17 protein-coding genes are annotated in these 12,853 nt (G+C 68.8%); 5 read left to right on the top strand and 12 right to left on the bottom strand.

The genetic code is table 11. The features are described from left to right. Positions 1-44: 44 nt before the first annotated feature. The 10 genes from ACFQ79_RS01130 to ACFQ79_RS01175 form a co-directional block, all read right to left on the bottom strand. Positions 45-398, bottom strand: a complete 354-nt coding sequence (locus tag ACFQ79_RS01130; RefSeq protein ID WP_383578594.1) for a hypothetical protein — start codon at positions 396-398, stop codon at positions 45-47. Positions 399-453: 55 nt separating this feature from the next. Next, a complete protein-coding gene (locus tag ACFQ79_RS01135) occupies positions 454-951 on the bottom strand; it encodes a hypothetical protein (RefSeq protein WP_383578597.1) in 498 nt (165 codons plus the stop codon). A 169-nt stretch (positions 952-1,120) separates the two neighbouring features. Further along, positions 1,121-3,163 (bottom strand): plasmid transfer protein TraB, encoded by a 2,043-nt coding sequence (gene traB, locus ACFQ79_RS01140; RefSeq protein WP_383578600.1) that lies wholly within the window; start codon positions 3,161-3,163, stop codon positions 1,121-1,123. Positions 3,164-3,180: 17 nt separating this feature from the next. Further along, positions 3,181-3,753 carry a plasmid transfer protein TraA gene (gene traA / locus ACFQ79_RS01145; RefSeq protein ID WP_383578602.1) on the bottom strand — a complete coding sequence of 191 codons (573 nt, stop codon included), beginning with the start codon at positions 3,751-3,753 and terminating at the stop codon, positions 3,181-3,183. A gap of 17 nt (positions 3,754-3,770) precedes the next feature. Next, positions 3,771-4,220 carry a hypothetical protein gene (locus tag ACFQ79_RS01150; RefSeq protein ID WP_383578605.1) on the bottom strand — a complete coding sequence of 150 codons (450 nt, stop codon included), beginning with the start codon at positions 4,218-4,220 and terminating at the stop codon, positions 3,771-3,773. Positions 4,221-4,290: 70 nt separating this feature from the next. Further along, positions 4,291-4,506, bottom strand: a complete 216-nt coding sequence (locus ACFQ79_RS01155) for a hypothetical protein (protein WP_383578607.1) — start codon at positions 4,504-4,506, stop codon at positions 4,291-4,293. Positions 4,507-4,520: 14 nt separating this feature from the next. Next, positions 4,521-4,850 carry an RRQRL motif-containing zinc-binding protein gene (locus ACFQ79_RS01160; RefSeq protein WP_383578609.1) on the bottom strand — a complete coding sequence of 110 codons (330 nt, stop codon included), beginning with the start codon at positions 4,848-4,850 and terminating at the stop codon, positions 4,521-4,523. Continuing rightward, positions 4,847-5,845 carry a DUF2637 domain-containing protein gene (locus ACFQ79_RS01165; RefSeq protein WP_383578611.1) on the bottom strand — a complete coding sequence of 333 codons (999 nt, stop codon included), beginning with the start codon at positions 5,843-5,845 and terminating at the stop codon, positions 4,847-4,849. Before ACFQ79_RS01165 ends, ACFQ79_RS01160 begins: the two co-directional genes overlap by 4 nt. Then, a complete protein-coding gene (locus ACFQ79_RS01170; RefSeq protein WP_383578613.1) occupies positions 5,842-6,180 on the bottom strand; it encodes a hypothetical protein in 339 nt (112 codons plus the stop codon). The genes ACFQ79_RS01165 and ACFQ79_RS01170 overlap by 4 nt, the downstream gene beginning before the upstream one ends. Next, entirely contained in the window at positions 6,177-6,443 is a 267-nt protein-coding gene (locus ACFQ79_RS01175; protein WP_383578615.1) for a DUF6284 family protein, read from the bottom strand. Before ACFQ79_RS01175 ends, ACFQ79_RS01170 begins: the two co-directional genes overlap by 4 nt. A 503-nt stretch (positions 6,444-6,946) precedes the next feature. On the opposite strand from ACFQ79_RS01175, the gene ACFQ79_RS01180 reads away from it, so the two are divergent. Together ACFQ79_RS01180 and ACFQ79_RS01185 are read left to right on the top strand one after the other, a co-directional pair. After that, entirely contained in the window at positions 6,947-7,705 is a 759-nt protein-coding gene (locus tag ACFQ79_RS01180) for a GntR family transcriptional regulator (RefSeq protein ID WP_383578617.1), read from the top strand. Then, positions 7,702-8,376, top strand: a complete 675-nt coding sequence (locus ACFQ79_RS01185) for an AAA family ATPase (protein ID WP_383578619.1) — start codon at positions 7,702-7,704, stop codon at positions 8,374-8,376. Before ACFQ79_RS01180 ends, ACFQ79_RS01185 begins: the two co-directional genes overlap by 4 nt. 85 nt (positions 8,377-8,461) lie before the next feature. On the opposite strand, the gene ACFQ79_RS01190 is transcribed toward ACFQ79_RS01185, so the two are convergent. Continuing rightward, positions 8,462-9,631 (bottom strand): helix-turn-helix domain-containing protein, encoded by a 1,170-nt coding sequence (locus ACFQ79_RS01190; RefSeq protein ID WP_383578622.1) that lies wholly within the window; start codon positions 9,629-9,631, stop codon positions 8,462-8,464. 2 nt (positions 9,632-9,633) lie between these two features. Further along, positions 9,634-10,437: a hypothetical protein gene (locus ACFQ79_RS01195; protein WP_383578624.1), complete on the bottom strand. Its 804-nt coding sequence runs from the start codon at positions 10,435-10,437 to the stop codon at positions 9,634-9,636. Between the two features lie 237 nt (positions 10,438-10,674). Between ACFQ79_RS01195 and ACFQ79_RS01200 the strand changes: the two genes are divergently transcribed. From ACFQ79_RS01200 to ACFQ79_RS01210, 3 genes are all read left to right on the top strand, one after another. Continuing rightward, entirely contained in the window at positions 10,675-11,199 is a 525-nt protein-coding gene (locus ACFQ79_RS01200) for a hypothetical protein (RefSeq protein ID WP_383578627.1), read from the top strand. A 302-nt stretch (positions 11,200-11,501) separates the two neighbouring features. After that, positions 11,502-11,867 carry a PH domain-containing protein gene (locus ACFQ79_RS01205; RefSeq protein ID WP_030318096.1) on the top strand — a complete coding sequence of 122 codons (366 nt, stop codon included), beginning with the start codon at positions 11,502-11,504 and terminating at the stop codon, positions 11,865-11,867. A gap of 142 nt (positions 11,868-12,009) precedes the next feature. Next, positions 12,010-12,834 carry a BRO family protein gene (locus ACFQ79_RS01210; protein ID WP_383578630.1) on the top strand — a complete coding sequence of 275 codons (825 nt, stop codon included), beginning with the start codon at positions 12,010-12,012 and terminating at the stop codon, positions 12,832-12,834. The last annotated feature ends 19 nt before the right edge of the window (positions 12,835-12,853 follow it).

Below are 12,853 nucleotides of genomic sequence, written 5' to 3' on the forward strand. Positions count from 1 at the left end.
GGCGGCCTCAGGCTTTGGCGAGACGGGGGCCGCCCTTCGTGCTGCTACGCGGCGAACAGGCCGCGCTGTCCCGGCTCGACGTCGATGTCGACGACGGCGGGCGGGGAGGCGGTGGTGGTGACCGGGGTGAGGACGGTCACCCGCTGGTCGGTGATGGGGCCGTCGTTGTGGAACCGCCAGGTGCCCACGTCGTGCTGGGGCCGGTCCGGGGCGGGCCGGGTGTAGCGGCGGGACTCACCGGGGTGGGCGGCGTTCCAGTCCTCGGCGCACACCTTGTGGACGGGCTCTCCGGCGTGGGATCGCATCGGGGTGGGTCTGCCGCACAGTCCGCAGGGCCGGTCCCGGGTGTGGTCGAAGTGGGCGTTGTCGCGCCAGTCGAGGGAGGGGACCTGTTCCACGGTCCCGGGCCTACCGGCCAGTGGGAGTGTGGATGCTGGCCATCAGATGTGCTCCTTAGCGGTAGTTGATGGTGCCGTTGGCGCGGCCGAACAGGCCGGTCGCGGTGATGTTCTGCGTGATGTGCGTCGACGACCGCACCCCGCCCTCTCCTCCGCCGGTGGCGCGGCGGGCGGTGCGGATCAAGACGGGGACGGCGATGACGGCGGCGACGATCAGGGCTGCGGCGGACCAGAGGGCTTGGCTCATGGCGATGAGTCCCGGGGCGGCGTAGGAGAGTCCGATGCCGGCGGCGGCGACCCCGCCACCGACGGTGGGCGCGAGCAGCGCGGTGGTCTTCGCCCACGCCGGGACCGGCCGCGCGGCCGGCGCGGGGGCGGGCACGATGGGGGCGAGGGCGTAGCCGGTGACGATGCGGCCGTCGGGGAGCTGGACGCTCTGCACAGCCGAAAGCCCGGCCGACGGAGTGGGGGCGAGCGGGGCGCTCGCGGTGGGCTGGTGGAGAGGGACGGGGTAGTGGACGACGGGGACGGGCGACTGCTCGGGGTAGGGCATGGCGAGTCCTCGGGGTACGGCACGGGCCCGTGACAGGTGAGTGTCACGGGCCCGTGGGCGCGGGTGTCAGGGGGTGTCACGCGAGGGTGTCAGGGGCGCGTGACACCCCCGTCCGCCTGAGGGTTTGGGTGTCAGGGGCCCGTGACGGTGTCAGGCGTCACGCGGGGTGTCAGGCGGCGGCGAGGACGGGCACGATCCGCCAGCGGCCGCTCTGGTTGGTGGGCTGGAGGCGGCCGTCCATGGCGGCGTCCTTGAGGCGGGCGGAGACCCAGGGGCGGCTGTAGCCGTGGGTGTCGCACCAGTCGGTGAAGTCCTTCGGGCCGACGATCATCCGGCCCTCCTCCTCGAACTCCTCCAGCGCCTGAGCGAGCAGGAGCCGGGCCTCATCCGGGCTCGGCTTACGGCCAGAGTCCGTGCCGAACACGGGCTCGTCGTCGCCCGGTTCGTCGTCGGGGAGGTCGGCTTCGGGGTCGATGCCGTCGTCCTCCGGGTCGATGAACGAGTCCTCGAACATGTCGTCCTCCTCCACACCGTCCGTGATCGCCGAGCCAGCGGGCGCGGTGGTGCTGTCGGGGGTGTGGCGGTGGCGTTTGGTGTAGGCGTTGCCGACGGTGCCCTCGGCGGCCCGGGTGGTGACCGGGTCCATGGCCGGGCCGTGGGCGGCGGCCCAGTCCGCGAGCTGCTCCATGATGTCCATGGACCGGCTCGTGAACCGGCGGGTGCGGCCCGGGGCCGGGTAGCGGTCCTCGGGGATGCCCGGGGAGACGACGTAGCAGTAGCCGGGGCGCCGGTTGCCCCATGCGCCGGGGTGGGCGCCGGAGTCGAGGACCGTCTCGGGGAGGGCGAACCCTTCGTCGCGGGGGTCGCAGCCGAACGCGATCACCGACGGGAGAGACGCGCGGGTGCTGGTGCTCATCTGGTCGTAGCTCGGGCGCTGGAGCGAGACGACCAGGGAGACGCCAGCCGCACGGGCCTCCTGCGCGATCCCGGTGAACGCGTCGTCGCCGAGAGCGCGCAGGGTGTTGGCGGCCTCCTCGAACCAGCCGACCAGGTAGGCCATGCCAGGGCACCCACATGCCGTGCCGTCCGTGCGGCACGAGTGGGCCGGATCGGTCTGCCGCTCGGCGGCTTCGGGGAGCCACTGGCGGTAGCGGTGGGCGCCGAGCCACCGCGTCCGGGCCGGGATGACGGCCTGGAGTGCCTCGACCATTGCCTCCGTACCCGCGCCGCCCTCTTCGGCCCAGTCGAAGGCTGGGAGGAGGGGGCGGAAGTCCTGGAAGGACTTGGGGTCGGAGAGCCAGACGTTGACGTCCCGGCGGGAGAGGATCTCGGTGAGGACGTTGAGGGCGCCGTCGCCTTTGCCGGAGCCGGTGCCGCCCGCGATCAGTACGTGGGTGGCGTTGCGGCCCGCCTCCGGGTCGCCCGGCAGCCACAGCATCAGGGGCGAGCCGTCGTCGTACCGGCCGATGATGAGCGGGTCGGCGATGGAGCCGCCGAGCTGGGACGGTCCCTCGTACTCGACGACCTCGGCGAGCATGTCTTCCGGAACGATGACCAGCTCGCCGCGCCGGGCCGACCCGGCGTCCGGCATGTACCGCAGGGCGGTGGTCGGCAGGTCCAGCGCGGAGGCGAGCCGCGGGAGGACCTTGGTGACGTCGTCGTTGGTCTGCTCGCCCGGCTCCAGCGCCACCTGGGCGGTGACCCGGTTCGGCTCGACCTTCGCCGCACCGATCGCCGCACGGGCCAGACCCACCTTCTCCAACAGCCCCTTGTCGGAGCTGACGGCGGCGTCGGTGTCGTTGCGGCGCATGACCATGCGCACGTTCCACGACAGCGCGATCACCGGCCCGCCCATCAGGAACAGGTCCCCGAGCGGTCCGGCGGCCGGTCCGGCCAGGCACGCGCCGGTCAGCCACGCCGACCCCGCCGCGACCGTGATCGCGGAGTGCAGCCGCCGCTGCTGGCTGGTGTTCCTCCCGATCCACCACGTCGCCCCGGTCAGCGCGACGGAGGCGACGGTGAGGCCGACGCCGGCGGCGGCACTGTCGGCCCACCGCATGTTCCCCAGCACCCCCGCGAGGCCGGTGCCCGCGACGCCGAGCCACGGCGGCAGGTGCGGCTTCGCCCGGTGCAGCAGGTAGCCGCTGATGCTCCCGCTCTCCGAACCCCCGCGGTGGTCGTCGAGGACGTACTCCGTGTTCTTGCGTGCCATGGCCGTTCTCCCTTCGGCTACTGCTGGGCCCAGTCCATGCGCGGCGTGGCACGGGGACGGGCGCGGTGGCGGACTCGGTTGATCTCCTCCTGGTACTCCTGCTGGAACAGGGCGTACGCGGCGGCGGCGTTCTTCGCCGCGTCGCGCAGGTCGTCGGCGGACTTGCGGAGCTTGCGGGACACCTTCGCCGCGCGGATGCGGGAGCCGCCGATGCGGCCCTCCGGGTCCGGGACCGCCGCGAGCACGCTCTTGAGGATCTCCGTCCCCATCGCCACCTCGATCGAGAGGGCGACGGCGGCGGCCCGCAGGCTGTTGCAGTAGTTCCGCACCTGCGCCGGCGAGCTGAAGTCCGGCGCGGGCAGCAGCGCTTCGGCGTGCGGACGACGCCCGCCACCACCGCGGTTGGTGGTGCGGTTGACGGTGACGTTGATCGGCGGGGCGAACGAGCCACCGACCGCACCGACGAAACCGCCGACGGCGGCACCGGCACTGGCGAACTTGTCCGACTTGTTGCCCGTGTCGGAGGTGCGAGGACGGGGGCGGGGGCGCCGGGGCGGGACGACGCGCGGGCCGCCGGGGGTCTCAGCCATGATCGGATCTCCTCAGGTCAGCGGGAGCGGCGGACGACGAGCCAGAACACCTGCGCCGCGGCGGCGAGCAGCAGCCACACCCACGCCAGCGGAGCGGTGAGCGGGCCGAAGTTGACGGTGGCGGCGGCCCATGCGAAAGCGGCCGTGGCCAGGCCCGCCAGGGTGGCGAGCCGGGCGGGCTGGGCGAAGACCTCCGGGCGGCGGCGACGGCACCACCACAGCCCGGCCGTGGGCGTGAGTGCCGCGGCGGCGAGGACCCAGACCATCCACGGGGCAATCACGTGCACGGCGGCGGTGACGGCGAAGACGCCCACGGCGGCGGCGGACGGGGCCCACGCGGTGCGGTGACGCCACGCCCACCGGCCGGCCGCCCACGCGGCGCGGGCGGTCAGCGAGGGGCGCTGTTCGGGGATCAGGACGACGACCGGGGCACCGGACCGGAAGCCGCGCTGCCTCGGGATACGCACGGTCGCAGCACCCGGAGGCACCTTCACCGAACGGGAACGGGAACGACTGGACATGGCACAGCTCCCTTACTCAGAGGGTGTTCGGCTCCAGCGAGAAGAAGGTGACGACGCCGCCCTCCAGCGCCGGGTACTGCCGGGCCGCGTCGATCCGGAGCTGGGCCAGGACGTCGTACCGGGTCGCCCCCGGGGGCGGGGTGAACGCACCGGTGATCGTGCACGCGGCCCGCTGACCGCTCTGCACGGTCAGCACGTACATGTGCGAGCCCTGCGGCGTGCTGTTCTGCACGGGAAACCTCCAGGTCAAGCAGCGAGTTGGGGAGCGTCAGCGCACGGGACGCACATGCCGAGCGAGGACGGGATGCGATATCCGGCGTCCCTCCGGCACTCCGGGCAGACCCGACGGGCCGCGTTCGCCTTCGCGAGGGCGGCCCACCGGGCGGGGGTCATCGGCCGAACCGGCCGGGCAAGGTCGATCCGGTAGAGGAAGGCGACCAGCGGACCGCGCCGACGCCGGGGACGTTCAAGCTGCGCGACGACCGGCTGACCGCCCGGCCGCAGCCCCATTGCCCGCAGCTGCCGGAACGTCGCCAACCCCTCCGGGGCCAGACGCCACCGGTAGACCGGGATCACTGCCCGACCCCCTCAAGCGCAGGGGTGGTGTCGCGGAGTTCCTGGTAGCGGGTGGAGACCCACCCCACCGACCAGCCGCACAGCTCGGCCGCCTGCCGCACCGGGACCCCGGAGGTGTACGCGGCGGCCACGGTCTTGCGGGCCTGCTCCTCGGACTGCTTCACCGGTGCGGGGCCGGCAGCGAGCAGCTCGGCGCGTTCACGCTCGGCGCGCTCGGCCTGCTCGCGCCGTTCACGCAGCCGCGCAGCCTCCAGCTCCCGACGCTCACGCTCGGCACGCGCAGCAGCCTCGCGCTCAAGTCGTTCACGCTCGATCCGCTGCTGTTCACGCTCGAGCTCACGACGTTCACGCTCGGCCCGCTCCGCCCTCTCAGCAGCCTCGACCCGCTCGCGCTCCTCACGCCGTACGCGCTCCTCACGCTCAGACTGTTCACGGGCCAGGGAGGCCTCATGCTCGCGCTGTTCACGCGCCATCCGGGCCTCGAACTCACGCGCCTCACGGGCCCGCCGCTCGGCCGTTTCAGCCCGCTCGACCGCCGCCCTCTCCCGCTCGACCCGCTCAGCGCGTTCACGCTCCTGCATGGCCATGAGCACGTTCGTGATCGCGCTGCGATAGGCGAGCCCCGCCTCGGACGTGACGATCAGCAGCAGCGGCGCAACCGCGTGGACCGCCACTCCCACCAGGTCCTTCTTGAGGGCAGAGTCGGCGACGTTCAGCGCAAGCGTCATGCCGCCGGTCATCCACCGCAGCACGACCGGCCACCGGCCACCGTGCCCGCCGAGACGAGCGAGGACCGAGTCCAGGCGGACCACGATGACGACCGCCGCGTCCACCACGATCGGCAGAATCGGCGCCGTCCAGTCCCACTCGTCCGGGGTGTGAGCGGCCGCCAACGGCGTCACCGTGAGGACCGAATAGAGCATCGCCCCCGCCACGATCAGCCACGTCCCGACCGACAGAGCCCGCTCCGCTGAACGGATCTGAACATCGTTCACGACCCGACCCCCGAACCCGCCAGCACCGGCACCACGGCCGGAACCTTCGCGTAGCCGACCAGCTCCAGCTCCGCCCCGCCGAACATCGCGTGAACGCGCAGGACGCCGGTCTGACCGCCAGCCTGAACGCGGTGAACGACCGACCCGGAGGCGATGTTCAAGGCCTCGCGCCACGCCTCGAAACCGGCGAAGTTGTCGTGGAACGACAGCTCCAGCCGCTCCGGGTAGATCGGCGACACCTCCACCGTCGGCGCCGGCAGACGCGGGAACTCCGCCGCGAGCAGCCGCAGCGCGATCAGCGGGGCGGACACGTCCGCCAGCGTCAGCGGGCTCACGCGGCACCGCCCGTCAGCACCACGCCGACACGGTTGGTGAGGTCTCGGCGGGCCGCCATGACCCGGTGACGGGCCCGGCGGATCCGCCGCTCGTCCAGCTTGGTCGCCGGGCGGTCCAGCGTCTTGATCACCACGTCGAGCAGCTCGACGTCCGCCAGGATCAGCGGCATCTCCCACTCGATCGCGTCCAGCTCCGCGTCCGACGGCTCACCGTCGAACGGGTTGGCCGTAACAACGGCCTGAAGTGCAGCGATGGACTTCATTGGGTGTGTTCCTCTCATCCAGGAACGGCCCGAAACGACCCCCCGGTGCTCCAACACCGGGGGGTCTCGCCGTTAGAACCAGGGGCATCTCCTCCGGCTCCCCTCAACCCCGCCCGTACGGAACCCCAGGTATGGGGGCCGGACGGGCGGAGGAGGCAACCGGCCGCAGCCAGAGGGCTGCGGAGTTGGGTAGATCAGTGGTCTCTTTCGGGGACGCGTCTGCCGGTTCAAGGGACAGCCGCTAGGGCCCCGTCTTAGGCAGAGACCTGCCGTCCGGGCTGACAAGGACCGCCTAACTACTGCGGCTGCCCGGCATCCTCGGCCCGCTCTATCCCGGGCCCCTTGACCCCGACTAGCCCCTGAGTTAGGGCACGTTGAGGTTTCGCACTCGATAGGCGGTTGAGCTGCCCGATGAGCACGTCCCTAAGGTTCCCTAGGGTTCCCTGCGGTGTCAAGCAGTAAGCTAGGGAACCTCAGGCAAGTGACGACAGGGAGCGAGCGACATGGCAGGCCAGGCCGATAATCGGGCGCCCTACGCGAGGATTGCCGCCCACTACGCCGAGCTGATTGCGTCTGGTCAGCTCCAGCCAGGAACCCTCTTGCCGAGCATCAAGAACCTCTCGGAAGAGTGGAAGGTGAGCACCGCTACAGCTGAGAAGGCCTTGCGGAAACTGCGCAACGAGGGGTTCGTCCGAGGCATCCATGGCATCGGAACTGAGGTCCTGGACCAGCCCGCCTCTATGTCGTCTGGTTCCCAGAGGCAGGACCGGGGACGCCGTACCGGGTCCAGCTGGGGGGACGGCGAGAGGTCTGATTCGCATCAGGCGGCCGTGGTGCCAGCGCCCGCCGATGTGGCGCAAGCGCTAGACATCCAGCCGGGCGCCGAAGTGGTCCGCCGCAGCCGCGTGTACCGGGACCGGCACGGAATCGTGGCTCACAGCACGTCTTGGATCCCCGCTCGGTACAGCAGGCTGATTCCTCAGCTGGCGGCGAGCGAGCGGCTGACGGGGGGAACCTCGCTGCAGCTCATCGCACAGGCGACCGGGCATCCGATCAGCCACCGTGTCGACACGGCGTCCGCCTCCTTCCTGACAGCGGAGTATGCGCGGCTCCTGGAGCTAGATCCCGACAACCCGCCTGCGGAGCCGGTCGTCGTTATGACAGCGAAGTTCGTCGACAGCGAAGGCGACGTGGTGGAGTACGGCGTAGACCTAGGGGGGCCCGGTCGGACGTGGCGGACGCAATCGGAGGTCGCCCCGTGAGCGGCATGGATGACACATTGGTGCACGTGCTTGAGGGCCGCCTGAACACGCTGCTCGAGGCATGCAGGGCTGGGGACAGCACGCCTGATGCCAAGGCGGAGGTGGCTGCCATCGGGCGAGCGCTAGCGACCCCTGCACTGTCCCGCCCGCCGTTCTGCGTGCTCATGGCAGGGCTCCCTGGCTCCGGCAAGACCACCCTTTCTCGCGCTCTCACTGCTCGTGGGTTCGTGCGGCTGTGTCCAGACGAGGAGATGTTTCGCCGGCATGGGGTCTATGGGGTGGACTTCCCGAGGGGCGTCTTTCCCACCCTGGAGCGGCCGGTGCTCGAAGACGTTGCAGCCGAGCTCAAAGAGCACTTGAGGGCCGGGCGGGATGTCGTCGTTGACCACGGTTTTTGGACCCCGGAGGACAGGGCGGGGTGGCGCGCGATCGCTACCGATGCGGGAGCAGACCCTGTGCTCGTCTACCTTGCAGCCAGTCACGACGAGCTGTGGGCGCGTATCAGCAAGCGCAACGAGTTCCATTCAAACGACGCGAACTCGATCTACTTCTCTGAGAGCGACCTGCAGCGGTATCGCACCCGGTTCTTCCCTCCCCAGGCGGATGAACCGCATGTGCAGTACGCCGGTGACCCCGCGACCGTGATCTCAGTGTTGGAAAACCCTCGCTGAGCCTGTCCGTGAGGGCGTCGAGGCATGGACGCTCCGTTAGGCGCGTGACGCCGGGCGTCCCTGAGAGGGGTGCCGCCCCGTTCTGTTAGGTGTTCTGCGACTGTCCTGAAAAGAGCGACACAACTCCGGCGGGCAGGTCAGAAGGAGCATCCCGAGAGTCGCTGAACCCGTCCGCTTCCGGAAACCTCGAACAGATCTGCTGGAACAGGCTCAGGGGAACTCTCGATTCTTCTGACAGTGCACGCTGGCTAATTCCTGAGGCCTCAAGCAGTGCGACGGCGCCAGGCAATAGGGATGGCTGCTCCAGGATGGGCATCACGCCTGGTTCTTGCCGCCTCCATCCCTTTGAGCTCAGGAACATCATGGCGTTCCGGTATGTCACGTCAGACATTACGCCCAATGCTCGGGATCGATACAAGAGCGCTTGAAGGCTGACCCCCCATGCCTCCTTTAGGCGCTGTAGCTGGCCCCAGTCGACCTTGCTGGGGAGAAGGTCGACGATTTGGTCTCTCGGCATCAGGAATTCGGCAGCGAAACGATCGGCCTGTGCTTCGATCTTCGCTGAACCCGGTTCTGCGTCCGCGTGAATGGCTAGATGTCCAAGTTCATGGGCAGCGTCGAACCTTTGGCGGTAGTAGTCGCGTTTGGTTGGATTCAGTACGACTACGGGACGGGCCATTCCTTCGAAGGAGTAGGCGTCGACACTCGCGCTTCCGGGTGGGCTGAAAACCACTAGGACCCCGTGGTTCTCCGCGCTGCGGATGAGGTGGGGGAGTGGGCCGACCGGCATGCCCCATGCTTCGCGCAGACGCTTGGCGGCTTCCTCGGGAGCGTTCTCCTCCTCCATGCCGAAGTTCTGGATTTCTGCAGGCGGGAACTCTACGTGGCGCTCCAACGCTGCGGAAACCTCGACCGTGGCCAGTCCGTACGCCAAAGCCTGGTCCCGGGCCAGCTGGGTCGTCGAGCGCAGTGAGCGGAAGTGCGCCACAACGTCGGAGAACTCAAGCTCAACTCGTCCGGGGAGGAAGAATGACGGGTCCACCCCTAGAGCCAGACTGAGCTGTGCCACGGTGGTAGGCGCTGGGCGCTTCGTGTTCTTCTCGTACGATGCGATCGCAGTGGGCGTCTTGCCGACTTTGTCGGCAAGACCGTTCTTGCGGAGGCCCGCCAGTTGGCGGGCCAGTCGCAGTCGCCGTCCGTCGAAGAGCTGCGCGACATCACCGATCTGGACTGTGGATCGGTGACGGGAATTCATGCTCAACCACTCGTTTCGTTACTGTTGTGCTCCTTGGGCGTCGTGCGCAGGCGCACCGGAGCGTCAGAGACAACTGCGTTCGGGTTCGGAGTGTACGGCTGCGGGTCGTAGCCGACCGGCATGCCCCCTCCGGGATCCTGGCGATGAGTCATCAGATTGTGCTTCCAGTGCCACGCCTGCTGACTCACGAGGTTAGGCCGGCCGAAGTACAGCTCTCGCTCGCGAAGGTCTTTGTGGATGCTATGGCCGAGGACGAAAGTGTCCGCTTCTTCGTCGTCCCGAGCGGAAAGAAGAGCAGGTCCAGCCTCCACGTCCAGCGTGAGCTCGCCGAGAGTGAACAAGCCGGGCTGGTCCGGGTTCGGGTGGGAGGCGACGCGGCGCTTGGTGGCGCTCTTCCTTGCCCAGGGGATCCTCTGGCTTTGACCGAACTCGTATGACTGCAAGAGCCAGCGCGTCGAACGGTGTCTCCAGCCAGGAGAGTTGTTCAGCGGAGAGTACGACACGAGGTCCGGGTCGAGGTGGGGCATCGTGCGGAAGTCGTCGGCGTGCAGGCCGTCTCGGACGGCGTCCATCCCGGCTTCCGCAGGCAGGCCGCTGGGGAGGTGAAAGTCGCCGCACGAGAAGACTCGGTTCATGCGATCACAGATGAGGCCATGAGCTGTGTATCCGATCCAGCCCGGCCCGTACCCACGACGCGGGTCGAAGTCCCGCATCGTCTCCGCGTACGCGGAGGTCACAGCCCAGGTAATGCCAGCAAGCACACCTGACTCAGAGAGGTCGCCGATGACCTCCAGCTGCTCTGTCATGGCCACACTGTACCCGATTGCAGTATCAGATGCGTGAAAGTGAACCCTAGTTGAGGGTTTCGGCTTCGAACTGAACCGTGCTCGACGGTTGCTTCCAGCCTACGCCGTCCCACTGACAGTCCGTTGGCTGTGAACTCTGTTGTCTTGCGCACCGGTTGAGAAGCAGGTCCTCTCCCGCGCACCCCAAGGTGGTCATAGGTATCGAAGAGGGGAGGGCGTGACTGCCAGACTTCTGTCATGACACGTCAGGAATGGCTCATAGCTCAGGCCGACCCTCCATCCGTAACTGACTGGATCCAAGCGATCGCGGGGATCGTCAGCGCGCTTGCGACCATTGCCGCCTTCGCGGCTCTCTGGATCAGCATTGCGGCGCAGCGCGAGGGACGGGCGGAGGCGCGTTTGATGAGCCGTGTTCCCTCTCCTGAGCTGCAGCCTTTCCTGCTTCGGCTGGAGGAGCGGTTCGGGGACATCATTGCCGAGGGAGGTAAGCCGTCCGCATGGTTCTTGGCGCTGGAGCAGCGGAGAGAGGAGCAGATGCTCGCCGCCTACGCAGGTTTGATCATGGATGACGACTTGAATCAGCTTGTTGGCCAGGCCCGTGCCGAGTACCAGTCGTGCTTCGCTCTGGCTGGCTCTCCAGAGGCTGTAGACCTCGGAAGAGTTCAAGAACAGGTGGACGCTGCCCGGAGTGGTCGAAGCCTTGTAGTGAAGGCGATTGATCGAACTAACGAGCTGGTCCGAATCGCCAAGGCGGGCGCGTAGTTGGACTCGTCTCCAGTCAGCGGGCTGACATCAACGGCTGACATCAACATCGGTGGACAGCTATGGACGTCTACGGCATGCGCGTGGGCGTGCTGAGGCCGTCTCTCGCCCTCTGGCTGTGAGACTCAGGCGTGTTCGCATCTGCAGCACGCGCCTACGGATCAGAAGGTTGCAGGTTCGAATCCTGCCGAGTGCACAGTGGATCGAAGGCCCCGGACGTGAGTCCGGGGCCTTCGGCGTTGTGGGGGCGGGGGGTTAGGGTCGGATGATCGTTCTTTTCTCTTCGATGTGGGGGTTGGGGCATGGCGCTCTTCGGGAACGCGCACGCGATTGATCCGGCGCAGGCGCAGCAGGACTACGCGCGGCTGCTCGGGCAGGGGGAGCAGGTGCACGCCGCGTACCTGCTGATCCGCGACACCATCTTCTTCACCGACCGGCGTCTCGTGCTGGTCGACAAGCAGGGCATCACCGGCAAGAAGGTCGAGTACCACTCGATCCCGTACAAGAGCATCACGCACTTCGCGGTCGAGACCGCCGGCACCTTCGATCTGGACGCCGAGCTGAAGATCTGGATCTCGGGCAGCCAGCTGCCCGTCCAGAAGACCTTCACCAAGGGTGTCGACATCTACGAGGTGCAGGCGATCCTGACGCAGTTCGTCGCCCGCTAGGCGGCAGCCCGCCCGCATAGGCGTGGGGGAGGGATTTCCGGGGGTATACCCGGGAATCCCTCCCCTTTTGGGTGAACCTGTCTGATTTGCATGTCAGTTGAATATGCCTTCGTCCTAGCTTGCGAGGCGGAGGTGATGATCGATGGACGCGATCGACATCGATGACTTGGTGTACGCCGCCACCGGTGCGCCCCTGCGGAGGCTGACCGCGTACGACGGGACCCACTGGTTCCCCGTCGTGGACGTGGCGAAGCGGCTGGGGTACGCGGGGAGCCGGGAGGCGCTGCGGACGGTGGCGCTGCCCGGGACGTGCCTGGCGTCCGCGCGGGAGCTCGCCGGGGGCGAGGAATTCGCCGGCCGGGGCGGGATCAGGGCGTCGACGCGGATGGTGAGCCTGCAGGGGCTCGTCCAGCTCGTCGGGGCCTGCCGGAGACCGGAGGCCGGGCCGTTCCGTGCGTGGACGGCCGAGGTCATAGCGGCGGTCCAGCGGTACGGCGGGTACGGGCTCGAACCCTCTCCCGTGCACAGCGGGTTCGTGCTCCCGCCGGAGCTCGTCGACGTCCTCGTACGGCTCGACGGGCAGTTCGACGAGCGGGCCGTCGAGCACCGCGAGCACACCGAGTACGCGGAGCTGCTCCGCGAGACCCGGCGAAGCCTCTCAAGGGTCGCCGACTCCCTTGAACGGCTCTCCGTGCCCCGCCAGCGCGCCGGCGCCGCCGTCGCGCTCACCCCGCAGCAGCTCGTCGAGTCCTGGGCCGTCACCGGGGACCTGCGCACGGTCGCGAGCTGCCTCGCCCCCGCCCTGGTCCGCGGCGGCGTCCGCTACCGGGCCCAGGACATCACCCGGCGCACCGGCCTCTCCGGCGAGCGCGTCCGGGACTGCGTGCGTCTCCTGATCGAACGCGGGTACATGCGGGAGGTCGCCGGGCCCGACCCCGACGGGGCACGGATCTACGTCCTGCCCTGAGCCGGGACGTGGTTGCCCC

It is taken from the genome of Streptomyces sp. NPDC056480 (assembly GCF_042795405.1).
Classification (GTDB): domain Bacteria; phylum Actinomycetota; class Actinomycetes; order Streptomycetales; family Streptomycetaceae; genus Streptomyces.

Bases quoted from the DNA above. Each gene is read 5' to 3' on its own strand.
- ACFQ79_RS01200 (WP_383578627.1), top strand. From the start codon at position 10,675: ATGACACGTCAGGAATGGCTCATAGCTCAGGCCGACCCTCCATCCGTA.
- ACFQ79_RS01195 (WP_383578624.1), bottom strand. From the start codon at position 10,437: ATGACAGAGCAGCTGGAGGTCATCGGCGACCTCTCTGAGTCAGGTGTG.
- ACFQ79_RS01205 (WP_030318096.1), top strand. From the start codon at position 11,502: ATGGCGCTCTTCGGGAACGCGCACGCGATTGATCCGGCGCAGGCGCAG.
- ACFQ79_RS01210 (WP_383578630.1), top strand. From the start codon at position 12,010: ATGGACGCGATCGACATCGATGACTTGGTGTACGCCGCCACCGGTGCG.
- ACFQ79_RS01175 (WP_383578615.1), bottom strand. From the start codon at position 6,443: ATGAAGTCCATCGCTGCACTTCAGGCCGTTGTTACGGCCAACCCGTTC.
- traB (WP_383578600.1), bottom strand. From the start codon at position 3,163: ATGGCACGCAAGAACACGGAGTACGTCCTCGACGACCACCGCGGGGGT.
- ACFQ79_RS01135 (WP_383578597.1), bottom strand. From the start codon at position 951: ATGCCCTACCCCGAGCAGTCGCCCGTCCCCGTCGTCCACTACCCCGTC.
- ACFQ79_RS01190 (WP_383578622.1), bottom strand. From the start codon at position 9,631: ATGAATTCCCGTCACCGATCCACAGTCCAGATCGGTGATGTCGCGCAG.
- traA (WP_383578602.1), bottom strand. From the start codon at position 3,753: ATGGCTGAGACCCCCGGCGGCCCGCGCGTCGTCCCGCCCCGGCGCCCC.
- ACFQ79_RS01180 (WP_383578617.1), top strand. From the start codon at position 6,947: ATGGCAGGCCAGGCCGATAATCGGGCGCCCTACGCGAGGATTGCCGCC.